The organism is Achromobacter sp. JD-1 (genome assembly GCF_038594925.1).
GTDB lineage: Bacteria > Pseudomonadota > Gammaproteobacteria > Burkholderiales > Burkholderiaceae_B > Achromobacter > Achromobacter spanius_C.
The window spans coordinates 39,998-55,334 of sequence record NZ_JBCGCS010000017.1 but is presented as its reverse complement, the minus strand read 5'-3'; the positions used below and the strand labels follow the sequence as shown (position 1 = coordinate 55,334).

Sequence of the window (15,337 nt, the reverse complement as noted above, 5' to 3'; positions counted from 1 at the left end):
TATGACGATGCTGAAAAAAAAGAGCTGTGCCCGCCGTTGGCTGCTACAGGCGGGCGCCGCGTTGGCGCTGAGCGCGGCGGCCGGGGTGTGCGTGGCGCAGGCCACCGTGTCCGTCAAACACGCGCGCGGCGAAACCAACGTGCCTGCCAATCCAACCAAGACCATCGTCATGGACATGGCCGTGCTGGATACGATGCACGCGTTGGGGGTGGATGTGTCGGGCGTGCCCACGGTGGCCAAGCTGCCGCCGCAACTGGCGCAGTACGCCGACGAGCGCTACCTGAAAGTCGGGTCGCTGTTTGAACCCAACTACGAGGTGATCCATGCCGCCCAGCCGCAGCTGATTTTCGTGGCTGGCCGGTCGGCGCCCAAATACGATGAACTGTCCAAGCTGGCTCCCACCATCGACCTGACCGCCAACCCGCGCGACCTGGTCGGCAGCGTCACGCGCAACACCGAAACCTTGGCCGCCATCTACGGCAAAGAGGCGCAGGCCAAGCAGCAGTTGGATGCCTTGCGCGCGTCCATCTCCGCGCTGCAAAGCCAGGCGGCCACGGCCGGCACGGCGCTGATCGTGCTGACCACTGGCGGCAAGATGAGCGCCTATGGCCCGGGCTCGCGCTTTGGCGTCATCCACGATGCGTTTGGCATCAAGCCGGCCTCCAAGGATTTGAACGTGTCTAACCACGGCCAGGCCGTCTCGTTTGAGTTCATCGCCGAAATGGACCCGGACTGGCTCTTCGTGATTGACCGCGATGCCGCGATCGGCCGGGAAGGCGTGTCGGCGCAGCGCATGCTGGACAACGAGCTGATGCGTCCCACCAAGGCGTGGAAGAACAAGCGCGTGGTGTATTTGAATGGCTTCAACTGGTATTTGCTGGGCAGCGCCGGCCTGACCGCCATGCAGCAGAACGTGGACGACATCGCGGCGGCGTTGGCGGCGGGCAAGTAGTTGGCATGAAAGCAATCAGCACGACGGTTGTACAAGAAGGGCGTTTGTGAATTGGCGGCGGGTGCTAAGCGGTTGGGGCGGCCTGGCCGCGGTGTTGATGCTGCTGGCGGCGCTGTGCGTGGCCAGCGTCAGCCTGGGCGCGGGCACGTTGTCGCTTACGGCGCTATGGGGTGGGGGCGAAGAGGCCGAGCGCGCCTGGCGCCTGCTGATGGTCAGCCGCGTGCCGCGCACGCTGGCCTTGCTGCTGGCCGGCATGGCGTTGGCGGTGGCGGGCCTGATCATGCAGATGCTGGTGCGCAACCGCTTCGTGGAACCCACCACCGCCGGCACCGTGGAATCGGCCACGCTGGGCATCCTGGTCATCACCTTGCTGGCGCCCGACACGCCGGTGATCGGCAAGATGCTCACCGCCACGGGCTTTGCGCTGGCGGGCACCTTGCTGTTCCTGGCGCTGCTGCGCCGCGTGCCGCTGCGCACGCCCTTCATCGTGCCACTGATCGGTTTGATTTTGGGCGGCGTCATCCACGCGGCAACCACCTTCCTGGCTTTCCGATTCGACCTGTTGCAATCGCTGCACGCCTGGACCACGGGCGATTTCTCGGGCGTGTTGCGCGGCCGTTATGAATTGCTGTGGATCGGCTTTGCGCTGGCATGCGCCGCCTACGCCGCCGCCGACCGTTATACGGTGGCGGGCATGGGGCGAGAATTCGCGTCCAACCTGGGCCTGAACCACGCGCGCCTGACCTTCGTGGGCCTGCTGATTGTGTCGGCCATTTCGGCGGTGGTAGTGGTGACGGCAGGCGGCATTCCGTTTCTGGGGCTGATCGTGCCCAACGCCGTCAGCCTGGTGTTGGGCGACAACATGCGGCGCGCCATTCCGTGGGTGGCGGCGCTGGGCGGCGTGTTCGTGCTGGCCTGCGACATCATTGGCCGGCTGGTGATTCACCCCTACGAAATCCCGATCGGCACCGTGGTCGGCGTGGTCGGCAGCATCCTGTTCCTGGGCTTGCTGCGCCTGCGGAGGAATCGCCTTGGTTGATACTGCTTTCTATGGCGCTACCCGCGTTGTTGCACGCGCACCGCAACCCGCGCGCCTGCTCTGGCTGGCCGCCGCCGCGCTGCTTTGCGTGATCGCGTTCATGACCTTGGGCGCCAACGGTCAGTGGTCGTTCGTGATTCCGTTTCGTGGCGGCAAGCTGCTTGCGATGCTGCTGGTGGCGTACGCCGTGGCGGTGTCGTCGGTGTTGTTCCAGACCGTCACGCACAACCGCATCCTGACGCCCGCCATCATGGGCTTTGACGCGCTGTACCTGTTGATCCAGGCGGTGGTGGTGTTCGGCTTCGGCCAGGCGGCGGTTGCGGCCGAGCATCCCGTGGCTGCGTTCCTGCTGGAAGTCTGCGCGATGACCGCGTTTGCCTGCCTGCTGTTTCGCTGGCTGTTTTCGGATGCGGTGCGCAGCCTGCACCTGATGATGCTGGTGGGCATTGTCTTCGGACTGCTGTTTCGCAGCTTGTCCAATTTCGTGGTGCGCCTGATCGACCCCAACGAATTCCTGGTGCTGCAAGACCGCATGTTCGCCAGCTTCAATACGGTGCGCGTGTCGCTCTTGCCGATTGCGCTGGCCGCCGTCTGCGTGGCGACGCTGGTGGTGTGGCGCTTGCGCCATCGCTACGACGTGCTGGCGCTGGGGCGCGACATTGCCGTGAACCTGGGCGTGGACTATCGCCGCAGCCTGATGCTGACGCTGGCGGCGATAGCGGTGCTGGTGTCGGTATCCACGGCGCTGGTCGGGCCGGTGACGTTCTTCGGCCTCTTGGTCAGCAACCTGGCCTACCAGGCCATGGGGTCCGACAAGCACAAGTACACCGTGCCCGCCGCGACGCTGCTGGGCGTCATCTTCCTGGTGGGCGGCCAGACCTTGCTGGAGCGCGTGCTGGGCTTGAATACCACCGTCAGCGTGGTCATTGAATTCGTGGGCGGGGTGATGTTCCTTGCCCTGATCTTGCGCAAGGGGCGCCGATGATAGACATCGCAGAAGTCAGCAAGCAATACGGCGATAGCGTGGTGGTGGACGACGTCACCCTGCAACTGCCGGCCCAGGGCGTAACCGCCATCATCGGCCCCAACGGCGCGGGCAAGTCCACCTTGCTTTCCATGGTGAGCCGCCTGCTGCCCGTGTCCGCCGGGCAGATCCTGGTGGACGGGCTGGACGTGACCCGCGCGGACAGCCGCGAGCTGGCGCGTCGCCTGGCCATCCTGCGGCAAGACAACCACCTGCCGCTGCGCCTGACCGTCAGGGACCTGGTGGCGTTCGGCCGCTATCCGCACACGGGCGGCCGGCTGACGCTGGACGACAAGGTCCACATCGACCGCGCGCTTGCGTACCTGAACCTGGAACCGCTGGCGGACCGCTACCTGGACGAGATGTCGGGCGGACAGCGTCAGCGCGCCTTTGTGGCGATGGTGCTGTGCCAGGACACGCGCTACGTGTTGCTGGACGAGCCCTTGAACAGCCTGGACATGAAGCACGCGGTGGCCATGATGGGCACCTTGCGCCGCGCGGCGGATGAGCTGGGCAAGACCGTGGTGCTGGTGCTGCACGATATCAATTTTGCGTCCAGCTATGCGGACCGCATCGTGGCGATGCGCCAGGGCCGCGTGGCCCACCAGGGCACCCCGGCGGAACTGATCCGGCCCGAGGTGCTGAGCCCCCTGTATGAACTGCCGATCGATGTGCATGACATCGGCGGCAAGCGCATCTGCGTGTATTACCGCTAGGCAGGGTCGGGCCTGTTATGCCGATTCCGTGCTGGCGACCAGTTGAGCCTGGCGCGCGGCGCGGTGGCGCCGCTCCAGCATCACGGCCCACAGCCACAAGGGCATGCTGCCCAGGGCCAGCAGGCTGCCCACCCAGCCAGTGGACGTCCAGCCGTAGCCAGCGGCAATCGCCAGGCCGCCCAGCAAGGGGCCTAGCGCATTGGCGGTGTTGAAGGCGGAATGGTTCAGCGCGGCGGCCAAGCCCTGGGCATCACCCGCCACATCCATCAAGCGGGTTTGCAGCACGGTGCCCAGCGCGCCGCCCACGCCTACCAGGAAGACGTTCAGCGTGATCAGCCAGACGTTGTGCGCCATCAGGGGAAACAACGCCAGCACGACAGCCGACCACACCAGCAGCAAGCCCGCCGTGCGCATCACGGCGCGGTCCGCGAAGATCGGCACCACCATGTTGCCCACCGTCAGCCCCACGCCAAACGCGCTGAGCACGAAGGGCACGGTGCTGGGCGCAACTTGCGTAACGGCGGTAAGCGTGTCGGCCAGGTACGTGTACACCGAGAACAAACCACCAAAACCCACCGCGCCGATCGCCAGCGTGATCCAGACCTGGCCCCGGCCCAGCGCGCTTAGCTCGCGCAGCGGGCTGGCCTTGTGGTCGGCGGGCGTGTCGGGGGCGTAAACGGCCACGCTGATCATGGTCAGCACCGCCAATAGCGATACCAGGCCGAAGCTCCAGCGCCAGCCGACCACCTGGCCCAGCCAGTTGGCCATGGGCACGCCGATGATGGTGGCGACCGTCAGGCCCAGGAACACGCGGCCCACGGCCATGGTGCGGCGGTTGGCCGGCACCAGCGAACTGGCCACCAGCGACGCAATGCCGAAGTACGCGCCGTGGGGCAGCCCGCTAAGAAAGCGGAAGAACAACATCCAGTGATAGTCGGGCGCGATGGCGCTCAGGCCGTTGCCCACGGCGAACAGCCCCATCAGGGCGATCAGCAGGCGGCGGCGCGGCATCTTCGCGCCCAGCACGGCCAGGATCGGCGCGCCGACCACCACGCCCAGCGCATAGGCGCTGATGACGTGGCCGGCCGTGGGCGCGTCGATGCCCAGCGACTGCGAAAAATAAGGCAGCAGGCTCATCGTGGCGAACTCGGTGGTTCCGATGGCGAAGCTGCCGACAGCAAGGGCAAGCAGCACCAGCGCGGGCCGGTGCTGCGGGGAAACAGGGTGAGACATGGGGGAGGGCTAGGGGTGATTCGAGGAATGTTGCGACGCAACAGCGCTATTGTAAGCAGCCCAAGCTGTCATCAAGATGTCGGCGGCCAGATGGGTGACATCCCCATGCCTGCCGCAACCCGAATTCAGCGCAGCGGCGATTCCCGTGTCAGGCAGTTGGCTTCCAGGGCCGCCAGCGCATCCAGGAAACGCCAGGCGAATGAGCCCGGGCCGTCGGCCAGTTCACCCGCGCGCCGCCCGGCGATGGCAAAGCAGGACAGGGCGGCAACCGCCGCCGTGTACGGATCGTCTTTGGATACCGCTGCAAAAGCGCCGACCAGGGCCGTCAGCGCGCAGCCGGTGGCGGTCACGCGGGGCATCAGCGCACACCCGCCGGTAATGCGCACCGATCGCTTGCCATCGGTGACGTAATCGGTTTCGCCGGTTACGGCCACCACGGTGCGATGCGCGAGGGCAATGTCGCGGGCCGATTGTTCCGCCTGCGCCACGGCGTCACGCGCGTCCACGCCCTTGCCGGCGCTTTGGCCACCCGCCAACGCAATGATCTCGGATGCGTTACCGCGCACGATGCTCGGCTGCAAGGCCAACAATTGCCGCACGGCGTCGCGCCGAAAGGCGGTGGCGTGATGGGCCACGGGGTCCAGCACCCAGGGAATGCCAGCCTGCCGCGCGGCCGCGGCGGTCAGCAGCATGCTTTCCAGCCACGGCGTGGACAGGGTGCCGATGTTGATGACCACCGCGCCGGCCATGCGCGCGAATTCCGGCGCTTCGTCGGTGGCGTGCACCATCGCGGGCGACGCACCCATCGCCAGCAGTACGTTGGCCGCGATGTTCATGGACACGAAATTGGTCAGGCATTGCACCAGCGGCGCGTCTTGCCGCAGCGTGGCGTACAGGCTTTGGCACGTCCGCGCCAGGGCGGCGGTGTCGTTCGGGGATTCAGCCATGCCAGAAGGTCCTTGCAACGCGTTTCGATAGATCGGCGTATGTTCTTGCGCCGCAAGCAGGGCTGTCAAGCAGAGCTGCCAAGCAAAGCTGTCAAGCAAAGCTGTCAAGCAAAGCTGCCAATGACCGATCGGATCAGCCCTCATTTTCCAAGGGCGCCCACAGTACAATCGCGCCTCGAAAAACGAAGTAAATGCGGCGCGCCATCTTTGCGCGTCAGGTCGATAGCACCAAGGGGTGATTCAAATGGGCCATGTCTTACGCAGCCGAGCCAGTGGTTTGGCGGCAAGCCTTTGCATGACGGTGGGGCTTGCCCTGGCAAGCGGTTGGGGCGGGCCCGCGCAGGCGACCGAGCCTGGGGCCAAGGCGCAGATCACGGAAGGCGCCGTGCTGGCCTCGGGCGTGCGCTACGAATTCCTTGCGCGCTGGGACACCGAACGCCTCAACCGCATCCTGCAAACCGACACGCCGAATTTCGCCGGCACGCGCGCCACTTATACGCCCGCGCGTAACGCGGTGAACCTGTACCGCGTCAGCTACGCGTCGGTCATCCCTGAACGCGGCAACCTGCCGACGGTGGCCACCGGCCTCGTCGCCGTGCCGGACACGGCCCAGACCGCATTGCCGATGGTGTCCTACCAGCATGGCACGGTGTACGGCAAACACGAGGTGCCCTCGTACCCCGAACAGTCGCCAGAAACGCAGCTGATGATTGCCCAATTCGCGGGGCAGGGCTACGCGGTGATCGGCGCTGATTACTTCGGGCTGGGCGACTCGACCGAGCCCGAAGGCTATATGGTCAAGGGCAGCCATCAACAAGCCAGCTACGACATGCTGCTTGCCGCCCGCGCCGTGCTGGCCGCCCTGAAACGCAGCAGCAACAAGCTGTTCCTGGCGGGATGGTCGCAGGGCGGTTTCGTGACGATGGCCTTTCTGGAAAAACTGGAAGCGGCCGGCGTGGCGGTGCAGGCCACCGCCACGGCCAGCGCGCCGGTTGATGTATTCGTGGCGCTGAACGGGTTCTTGCAGTTCCCGCGCCCCAATGACGCCACCTGGGTGACCAGCCTGTTCATCCTGTCGTCGTTCTCGTTCGAGAACTACTACGGCGAACCGGGCCTGGCGCGTTCGCTGATCAACCCGGCGTATTACGAGGTGTCGCGCAAGGCTTATGCGCGTGAACCGTTCAACGCCGCCGACGTGCCGACCGATGTGCGCAAGCTGATCAAGGCCGAATACTTCAACCCGAAGTTCTTTGCCGCATCCGCCTATGGCCGCCTGGTTGCCCAGGCGCAGTCATACCGTTGGGTCATCCAGACGCCGGTGCGCAACTACTACGGCGATACCGACGAAGCCATCAGCACGGGTTTGGGCCAGTTGGCGGCCACCTATCAGCACGCCATGGGGGCGGGCAACGCCAAGGTGGAAGCGATTTCAACCGGCGCCACCACGCACCGAGGCACGTACGCGCACGCCGTGCCTCAATGGAAATCCTGGTTTGACGCGATGTGATTTCCGGGTGTGACTCCCCGGTGTGACTCCCGGGTGTGTCTTCCGCTGTAACCCCCCCCCGGCTCTGGCGGCCGGGGCGTCCCCGCTATTCGACCTGATCCGGCCCATCCACATACACCAGCCCCGCCGCGCGCAGCTTGTCGCGCATGCCGTAGATGTCCAGGCCCAGCTCACCCGCGGCCAGCCTGGCGCGCGTGGCGTCTTCTTTCTTCAGCCGCGCCTCGCTGGCATCCGCCACCGACAAGGCGTGCTGGCGTTCCACCACCACCACGCCATCTTGATCGGCCACGATGATGTCGCCCGGCCGCACCAGCGCGCCGGCGCACACCACCGGCACGTTGACGCTGCCCGGCGTGGCCTTCACGGTGCCCTTGGCGGAGACCGCGCGCGACCAGACCGGAAAACGCATGGCTTCCAAGGCCATCACGTCGCGGCAGCCGGCATCGATGACCAGCCCGCGCACGCCGCGCGCGGCGCAGGACGTGGCCAGCAGTTCGCCAAACATGCCGTCGTGATTCTCGGTGGTGCAGGCCACGACCAGCACGTCGCCCGGTTGGCACAGCTCCACCGCCACGTGCAGCATCCAGTTATCGCCCGGTTGGGCCAACACGGTGACGGCGCTACCCGCAATCGCCGCGCCGCGCCAGACGGGACGCAGATAAGGCTGCAACAAGCCTGAACGGCCCAGGGCTTCATGCACGGTGGACACGCCGGCCGCTTGCAGGCGATCAATCACGGCGGGCTCGGCACGGGCAATGTTCCGCACGGCGATGGCGCGCGCGCTCATGCGAAGGCTCCCGTCACCTGCGGGAATATCCGCTGATAGCCCTCGGCATGCGTGATCTTCAGGTCGGAATTGCGCGATGCCTGCACGCCACGCTGCAAGGCCACGCGCGTGTAGTACTCCCACAAGTGTTCCTGCGCGGCCATGGTCTCAAAGGCGCGACGCTTCACGTCCCACACCGATGAAATGTCCAGCAGCACCTCGGGCTTCCACTCGCATTGCTCGGGCTGATGCGGCTCGAACAGGAACACGGGCGGCGCGCCCAGCACGGGCTGGCCCGGTTGATGCCCGTGCGCCTGGGCGATGATGCGCGCTTCCTGCGCCACATGGGTCGCCAGCGGGTGGTCGAAGTTGTAGGGGTCTTTCAGCGAATGCGTCAGCACGAAGGCCGGCCGCAGTTCACGATAGATGTCGGCCAACTGAAACAAGGCGTCGTCGCTGACGCGCAGCGGGTAATCGCCGCAATCCAGAAAGCGCACCGACGCGCCCAATATCGATGCGGCGCGCGTGGCTTCTTCGCGCCGCGCCGCCTTGACCTTTTCCAGCGTCATGCCTGGCTCGCGCCAGAGCTTGGCCGATTCGCCGCGTTCGCCAAACGACAGGCACACCACGGTCATGTTGAAGCCGCGCTGCGCATATAGCGCAATGGCGCCGCCCGCGCGCCAGACGAAGTCCGCCGAATGGGCGCTGACGATCAGGCCGTTTTGAGTTGTGCTGCTCATGCTTTCTTCCTGAATATAAAGACCATTCAATCCGCGCTGATGCCGGCTGCGCGGATCACCTTGGTCCACTTCACCGATTCATCGGCCACGAAGCGGCCAAAGTCCGCGGCGCTGCCCGGCGTGACCTCGGCGCCGATTTCGCTCATGCGTTGCTGGAAGGCCGGGTCGGCCAACGCGGCCTGCAATGCCTTGTTCAAACGGTTCACCACGGGCTCGGGCATGCCGGCCGGGCCGACCAAGCCCCACCACACGGTGGCATCCGCGCCCGACAGGCCTTGCGATGCGGCGGTGGGCACATCCGGCAGCAGTTTGGCCGGATGCGGGTTCAGCACGGCCAGGGCGCGCAGCTTGCCGGCCTTGACGTGCGAGGCCACTTCCAGCGGATTGATCGACATGAAGGACAGCCGGCCGCCCAACAGGTCGGTGACGGCGGGCGAGCCGCCCTTGTACGGAATGTGCAGCGCCTTGAAGCCGCCCTCTGACTTGAGCAGTTCGCTACCCAAGTGGCCCGAGCTGCCGTTGCCCGCCGAGCCATAGGTCAGCTTGTCGGGATTGGCGCGGCCTTGCGCCACCAGGTCCTTCAAGGTCTTGGCGCTGGCGTCGCTGCGCACCACCACGACCAGCGGCGCGAAGCCGATGGCGCCGATGGGGGCGAAGTCCTTGGCGGGATTGAAGTTCAGTTTCGGGAACAGGGCGGCATTGCTGGCCAGCGTGTTCGACGCAGTCAGCAACGTGTAGCCGTCCGGCTCGGCGCGCGCCACATGTTCCATGCCGATGTTGGTGGCGGCCCCGGGGCGGTTGTCCACGATGACCGGCTGCTTGAGTTCTTCGGACATTTTCTGCGTGATCAGCCGCGTCACGATGTCCACGCCACCGCCCGCCGCATACGGCACCACGATGCGTATCGGCTTGTCGGGATAGGTGTCGGCGGCATACGCGCCCAAGGGCGCCACCAGCCCGGCAACCAAACCCAGCGTTACGCCAAAACGGGCGAGGTAAGTCTTCTGCATCAATGTCTCCTGTGTGCTTGTTCTCGTGTCGACATGGTGCTTGGGCGCGACTAATATCGTCCAATACTTTTTCCGCCAACGACTTATTTGGTTTTCAAATAAATTGGACTTCCGCCAACTTCGCTATTTTGTTGCCGTGGCCGAGGAGCTGAGCTTCAGCGCCGCCGCGCGGCGCTTGCACGTAAGCCAACCGCCGCTGAGCCTGCAGATCAAGGCCCTGGAAACCGAATTGGGCGCGGTGCTATTGGAACGCGATAAACGCAACGTCGCCCTGACCACGGCGGGTGCCTTGTTCCTGGAACAGGCGCGCCGCGCGCTGGGTAATCTGGACCGTGCCGCCGAAGTGGTGCGGCTGGCTTCTCAAGGCGAGGCCGGTGAAATACGCATTGCGTTCACGGCCTCGGTGCCCATGGCCGAAGCGTTCCCGCGCGTGGTGCAGACGTTTCGCAGCAGCCATCCCGCCGCCCGCGCCGACCTGATCCATATGTCCACCGGGCAGCAGCTTCAAGCCTTGGCCGACAAGAGCATCGACGTGGGCTTCTTGCGCCCGTCGCTGCTGTTTTGCCCGCCGCCCAACATCCAGACGCTGGACTTGTGGACCGACCGTCTGGTGGCGGTGCTGCCCGCTTGGCATGCGCTGGCCGCCACGCAAAGCCCCTTGCCGATGGCGGCGCTGGCCGACGAGCCCTTCATCCTGTTTCCGCGTGGCCTGGGCTGCGGTTTGTTCGAACACGTGATGGTGCTGGCCAGCCGCGCGGGCTTTGCGCCGCGCCTGATGCAAGAGGCTCGTGAAGGCGCAACGATCGTCGGCCTGGTGGCGGCCGGCATGGGCATTTCGGTGCTGCCCGACACCTATGCGCGCACCGGCATTCCCGGCGTGGTGTATCGCAGCCTGGATACGCCCGACGCCACCAGCCGCCTGCTGCTGGCGTACCGGCGCGATGACGCCGCCCCGTTGCTGCAACGGTTTGTGGACGTGGTCAGGCCAAACGCGGGGACGGCGGTGTAGGGACCGCGCTGCTTTTTATTTTGCTGACGGCCAGCGTCCGCCCAGGGACCGTGTGGCGTCGGCCGCGGCTTCCTGCACCAGCTTGGCCATCTTCTTGACGGCGGCGGGCGAGTAGCGTTCCTTGGGACCCGACAACGAGATGGCTCCGCAGATGTCGCCGTCCGGGCCGAACACCGGGCTGGCCACCGCGGCGCAGTTCGGGTCGCGTTCGCCCATGGATGTCAGCATCAGGCCCACTTCGGCGGGCGACTTGCCTTCGACCAGATAGGCCGTCAGCAGCTTGCCGGCGGCGCCCTTGTCCAGCGGCAGCAAATCGCCTACGCGAATGCGGTCCAGGGTGGAATGGTGCGAATCGACGCGCAGCACGCACACGCGGGAATGCGCGTCGTGATAGACGTGGAACGACGCGCTTTCCGTGCCCTTGTCGACCAGGCCTTGCAGCAGCGGCAGAATGGTTTCCGTCAGCCGGTAGGTGGCTTCGTAGGCGCGCCCCAGGTGGTGGGCGTAAGGCCCCAATGAATAACGGCCGTCGGCGCGGCGCACCACCAGGGCTGCTTTTTCAAGCGAGGCGATGAGCCGCAAGAGCGTGCTCTTGTAAAACCCCGTGGCTCGGGAAAGGTCGGCAAGCGTGATGGGCTCGGTGCGTTCGGCCACGGCGCCGACGATCGTCAGGGCGCGTTCGACGGCGGCGACGCCGTCACTGGAATTGTCCTGAGTAGGGGTACGGCTCATTGGAATGATAGGGATGATTAGGCGGTGGTTCCCGGGTCCGGATCAATGACCCGGCTGATGACCGGGAAATAGCGGTTGCCATGGCCCTGGGCCATCGCGGCGTCAAACCAGTGGTCTACGTTGCGGGCGCCCAGTGCCTCTACGCCGGTCTGTTCCGCCAGTGCCAGCGCGTAGCGCAGGTCTTTGCGGGCATAGTCCACGGGGAAGGCTTTTTCGGGAAATTCACCGGGCAGAATAGCCTTTAAGCCGTGGTTGCGCAACGCGAAGCTATCGGCCGAACCGCGTGTGAAGGTCTCCAGCAATACCTGCGGATCCACGCCCGAACGGCGTGCGATGGCGCGCGCTTCCGACAGCGCCACCACGGTCTCGAACAACACCATGTTGTTCAGGATCTTCACGACCTGGCCGCTGCCCACCGGGCCGCAATAGGTGATCTCGTTGGCGAACGTGGACACCAGCGGCTTGATGCGCGCGAACGTCTCTGCGTCTCCGCCGATCATGACGGACAGCGTGCCGGCTTCGGCGGCGGCGCGCGTGCGGGCGACGGGGCCGTCCATGAAGATCGCCCCTTTGGCTGCGAACTCGGCGGCCAGTTCGCGGGTGACGTCCACCGGCGAGGTGCTCAGGTCCACGATCAATTGGCCCTGGCGCGCATGGGCCAGCAAACCATCCGCCGCGCGCGCAAGCTGCGCCACGATTTCGCCGGATGGCAACGACAGGAACACCACGTCGCATTCGCGCATGATCTGCGTGGTGGTCGCGGCTACCACGCCATGCGAAGCCAGGCGCTGCAAGGGCGCGGGGTCGGTATCGCAGCCCAGCACGGGCAGCCCGCCCTTGGTGGCCAGGTTGCGGCAGATGGGTTCGCCCATGACGCCCAGGCCGATGAAGCCGGCTCGTTGAAATTCAGACATGTGGATAGTCTCCGAAGAAGGGGAGGCCGTCGTCGCGGCCCTGAAAGAAAAATGAAGAAAGAAAGCGAAATTCGGCTCGGCCTACATGCCGAAGTAGATGCCCTTGGATTGCTGGTACAGGCGCAGCCCGCTCACGCCTTTTTCGCGGCCAATGCCGCTTTGCTTGAAGCCGCCGAAAGGCGTGGAAATGGAAAGCTGCTTGTAGGTGTTGATCCAGACGCTGCCTGCTTCCAGGCGCTTGGCCACGCGCCAGGCGCGGCGGTAGTCCGCCGTCCAGATGCCGGAGGCCAGACCGTAGACGCTGTCGTTGGCCTGCTCGACCAGATCGTCTTCGTCGTCGAAGGTCAGCGCGCACAGCACGGGGCCAAAGATTTCTTCGCGCACCACGTGCGCGTCGCGCGCCAGTCCGCCCAGGATGGTGGGGCGGTAGAACGCGCCGGCTTCAAGCGCGGCGCCGTCCGGTCGCTGTCCGCCCAGCAGCACTTCTGCGCCATCGCGCTTGGCGGCGTCGACCATGCCTTCGATCTTTTCGCGATGGGCAAATGATGCGATCGGACCCATCTGCGCGCCAGCGGCATCGGGCAGGTCCACCTTCAGTTGGCCTGCGCGCGCCACCAGTTTCGCGATGAAGGATTCCGCGATGCTCCGATGAACATACAAGCGCGAACCCGCCACGCAAGACTGCCCGCTGCCTTCGAAAATGCCGCCGATTACGCCGGCTATCGCGGCGTCTTGATCGGCGTCATCAAACACGATGTGCGGCGACTTGCCGCCCAGCTCCAGCGCCACCGGCATCAGCTTTTCGGCGGCGGCGTGGGCAATGGCCCGGCCGCTGGCGGTGCCGCCCGTGAACGACACCATGCGCACGCCGGGATGTTCGACCAGGCGGCGGCCCACCGTGGACCCCAGGCCCGTGACCACGTTGAGAATGCCCGGCGGCAAGCCCGCTTCCAGGGCGATGCGGCCCAGCGCCAGCGCGGGCGAGGACGTCACTTCGGAAGGTTTGAGGATGACGGCGTTGCCGGCCGCGAGCGCGGGGGCCACCTTCTGCGCTTCCATCGTCAGCGGTGAATTCCACGGCGTGATCGCCACCACCACGCCATACGGGTCGTAGTGCGTCATGGACAGGTAGTTGCCACGCGCTGGCGTGACTTCAGCGCCCAAGGTTTCGCACACGCCCGCGTAGTAGCGAAAGGTGGCCGCGGCGCTGGCCACCTGCGTCTTGCATTCGGCCCAGACCTTGCCGTTTTCAATCATCTGCAAACGCGCCAGCAGGTCCGCGTGTTGTTCCATGCCGTCGGCAATGCGGCGCAGGATCGCCGCGCGCTGGTGCGGCAGCATGTCGCGCCATGCGGGCTGGCGCTGGGCTTGCCAGGCCGCTTCCACGGCTTGGTCCACCTGCGCATCGGAGGCCGCGCTGATCAGGTAGTTGTGGGCGCCGGTGGCCGGGTTGACCGACGCGAATGCGGCATCGCCCTGGGCGATCCATTCACCGCCAATCAGCATGGATTTAAGGGTTTCCGAGGATTCGGACATGACGGGTTGTTCCTCTCTTGATGGAAATTCCGGACCGGCCGTGCGCCGTCCGGATGCATTTATTCGTTGACAGGCTTCGTGCGAAAAAATATAAAATAGAATAAGCGTTCTGTCTACTGGAACGATAAGAATATACAAACCGTCATTCGATGACAAGAGGAGACCTCTCGATGCAACGCAATTGGTTGTGCGCCCTGGCATGTGCCACGGCGCTGTTCACGGGAACGGCAGTCGCCGATTCCTATCCCTCCAAACCCGTGACGATGGTGGTGCCGTACCCCGCGGGCGGGGCCACCGACGTGGTGGCGCGCGCCGTGGCCGAAAAACTTACGCAGGCCTGGGGCCAGAGCGTCATCGTGGAAAACCGCGCGGGCGCGGGCACCACCATCGGCGCCAGTTCGGTAGCGCGCGCCAAGGGCGATGGCTACACGCTCTTCATGACCACGTCCGCCCATACCATCAGCGGCCACCTGTACAGCAAGCTTAACTACGACCCGGTCAAGGACTTCAGGCCCATCACCTTGGTGACCAAGGTGCCGCTGGTGCTAGTGGTCAACCCCGATATTCCGGCCAAGACGCTGCCCGAATTTCTGGCGTACCTGAAAGAGAACAGCGCGTCGGTCAACTTCGCGTCGCCCGGCAATGGCACGGCGCAGCACCTTAGCGGTGAACTGTTCAAGATCGCCACGCAATCGCGCATCACGCACGTGCCGTACCGAGGCGATGCACCGGCCTTCACGGACCTGGCGGGCGGGCAGGTGCAGATGATGCTGGCCACGATCACGTCGGCCTTGCCCTTGATCGAATCCGGCAAACTGCGGGCGCTGGCCGTTGCCAACGGCAAGCGGGTGCAGGCGCTGCGCGACGTGCCGACCTTCGCGGAAGCCGGCATGCCCGGCTTCGAGGCGGCCACCTGGTTCGGCCTGTTGGCGCCGGCATCGCTGCCGCAGGCCCAGGCGCAACGCATCTATGAAGACGTATCCAAGATCGTCGCCACGCCCGCCATGCAAACGCGCATCGAGGCCATGGGGGGCGACGTGGTGAACAGCACACCGCAGGCGTTCGCCACGTTCATGGCGCAGGAACAGAAGAAGTGGGGCCAGGCCGTCAAGGCGTCTGGCGCCGTCGCCCAGCAGTAAGCGCAACCGCGCACGCAAGCGTCCGTAGCCCCGCGCCGATGTAGCGCGGGGCACGGCATCAGGCAACCTCGGA

The 15,337-nt window shown here is 65.5% G+C and carries 15 protein-coding genes; 7 read left to right on the top strand and 8 right to left on the bottom strand.

Features of this window, described 5'->3' with window-relative positions; all coding sequences use genetic code 11:
- Position 1: 1 nt before the first annotated feature.
- The 4 genes from WBR68_RS22870 (at position 2) to WBR68_RS22855 (ending at position 3,731) form a co-directional block, all read left to right on the top strand.
- Entirely contained in the window at positions 2-952 is a 951-nt protein-coding gene (locus WBR68_RS22870) for a siderophore ABC transporter substrate-binding protein (protein ID WP_230695342.1), read from the top strand.
- Between the two features lie 97 nt (positions 953-1,049).
- The gene (locus WBR68_RS22865; RefSeq protein WP_230695376.1) at positions 1,050-1,991 is read left to right on the top strand and encodes an ABC transporter permease; all 942 of its coding nucleotides are present in this window, start codon (positions 1,050-1,052) and stop codon (positions 1,989-1,991) included.
- Between the two features lie 100 nt (positions 1,992-2,091).
- Positions 2,092-2,976, top strand: a complete 885-nt coding sequence (locus WBR68_RS22860) for an iron chelate uptake ABC transporter family permease subunit (RefSeq protein ID WP_370641270.1) — start codon at positions 2,092-2,094, stop codon at positions 2,974-2,976.
- Positions 2,973-3,731, top strand: a complete 759-nt coding sequence (locus WBR68_RS22855; protein WP_230695341.1) for an iron ABC transporter ATP-binding protein — start codon at positions 2,973-2,975, stop codon at positions 3,729-3,731. Before WBR68_RS22860 ends, WBR68_RS22855 begins: the two co-directional genes overlap by 4 nt.
- A gap of 15 nt (positions 3,732-3,746) precedes the next feature.
- Here the strand turns inward: WBR68_RS22855 and WBR68_RS22850 are convergent, their stop codons facing one another.
- Together WBR68_RS22850 and thiM are read right to left on the bottom strand one after the other, a co-directional pair.
- Positions 3,747-4,964, bottom strand: a complete 1,218-nt coding sequence (locus WBR68_RS22850) for an MFS transporter (protein ID WP_050445320.1) — start codon at positions 4,962-4,964, stop codon at positions 3,747-3,749.
- A 125-nt stretch (positions 4,965-5,089) separates the two neighbouring features.
- Entirely contained in the window at positions 5,090-5,911 is an 822-nt protein-coding gene (gene thiM, locus WBR68_RS22845; protein WP_230695340.1) for a hydroxyethylthiazole kinase, read from the bottom strand.
- Between the two features lie 244 nt (positions 5,912-6,155).
- On the opposite strand from thiM, the gene WBR68_RS22840 reads away from it, so the two are divergent.
- Positions 6,156-7,418: an alpha/beta hydrolase family protein gene (locus WBR68_RS22840; RefSeq protein WP_230695339.1), complete on the top strand. Its 1,263-nt coding sequence runs from the start codon at positions 6,156-6,158 to the stop codon at positions 7,416-7,418.
- 85 nt (positions 7,419-7,503) lie between these two features.
- Here the strand turns inward: WBR68_RS22840 and WBR68_RS22835 are convergent, their stop codons facing one another.
- From WBR68_RS22835 to WBR68_RS22825, 3 genes are read right to left on the bottom strand one after another with little or no spacing between them, the layout of a single operon-like run.
- Positions 7,504-8,205 carry a 4-carboxy-4-hydroxy-2-oxoadipate aldolase/oxaloacetate decarboxylase gene (locus WBR68_RS22835; RefSeq protein ID WP_230695338.1) on the bottom strand — a complete coding sequence of 234 codons (702 nt, stop codon included), beginning with the start codon at positions 8,203-8,205 and terminating at the stop codon, positions 7,504-7,506.
- Positions 8,202-8,924: a PIG-L deacetylase family protein gene (locus WBR68_RS22830; RefSeq protein WP_050445404.1), complete on the bottom strand. Its 723-nt coding sequence runs from the start codon at positions 8,922-8,924 to the stop codon at positions 8,202-8,204. The genes WBR68_RS22835 and WBR68_RS22830 overlap by 4 nt, the downstream gene beginning before the upstream one ends.
- A 26-nt stretch (positions 8,925-8,950) precedes the next feature.
- Entirely contained in the window at positions 8,951-9,934 is a 984-nt protein-coding gene (locus tag WBR68_RS22825; protein ID WP_230695337.1) for a Bug family tripartite tricarboxylate transporter substrate binding protein, read from the bottom strand.
- A 103-nt stretch (positions 9,935-10,037) separates the two neighbouring features.
- On the opposite strand from WBR68_RS22825, the gene WBR68_RS22820 reads away from it, so the two are divergent.
- Positions 10,038-10,943, top strand: a complete 906-nt coding sequence (locus WBR68_RS22820) for a LysR substrate-binding domain-containing protein (protein ID WP_050445325.1) — start codon at positions 10,038-10,040, stop codon at positions 10,941-10,943.
- A 15-nt stretch (positions 10,944-10,958) separates the two neighbouring features.
- Here WBR68_RS22820 and WBR68_RS22815 read toward each other — a convergent pair whose 3' ends face one another.
- From WBR68_RS22815 to WBR68_RS22805, 3 genes are all read right to left on the bottom strand, one after another.
- Entirely contained in the window at positions 10,959-11,675 is a 717-nt protein-coding gene (locus WBR68_RS22815; RefSeq protein ID WP_050445326.1) for an IclR family transcriptional regulator, read from the bottom strand.
- A 17-nt stretch (positions 11,676-11,692) separates the two neighbouring features.
- Positions 11,693-12,595: an NAD(P)-dependent oxidoreductase gene (locus WBR68_RS22810; protein ID WP_342490515.1), complete on the bottom strand. Its 903-nt coding sequence runs from the start codon at positions 12,593-12,595 to the stop codon at positions 11,693-11,695.
- A gap of 75 nt (positions 12,596-12,670) precedes the next feature.
- Entirely contained in the window at positions 12,671-14,125 is a 1,455-nt protein-coding gene (locus WBR68_RS22805) for an aldehyde dehydrogenase (RefSeq protein WP_050445328.1), read from the bottom strand.
- Between the two features lie 170 nt (positions 14,126-14,295).
- On the opposite strand from WBR68_RS22805, the gene WBR68_RS22800 reads away from it, so the two are divergent.
- Positions 14,296-15,264 (top strand): Bug family tripartite tricarboxylate transporter substrate binding protein, encoded by a 969-nt coding sequence (locus tag WBR68_RS22800; RefSeq protein ID WP_230695335.1) that lies wholly within the window; start codon positions 14,296-14,298, stop codon positions 15,262-15,264.
- Positions 15,265-15,337 lie beyond the last annotated feature (73 nt).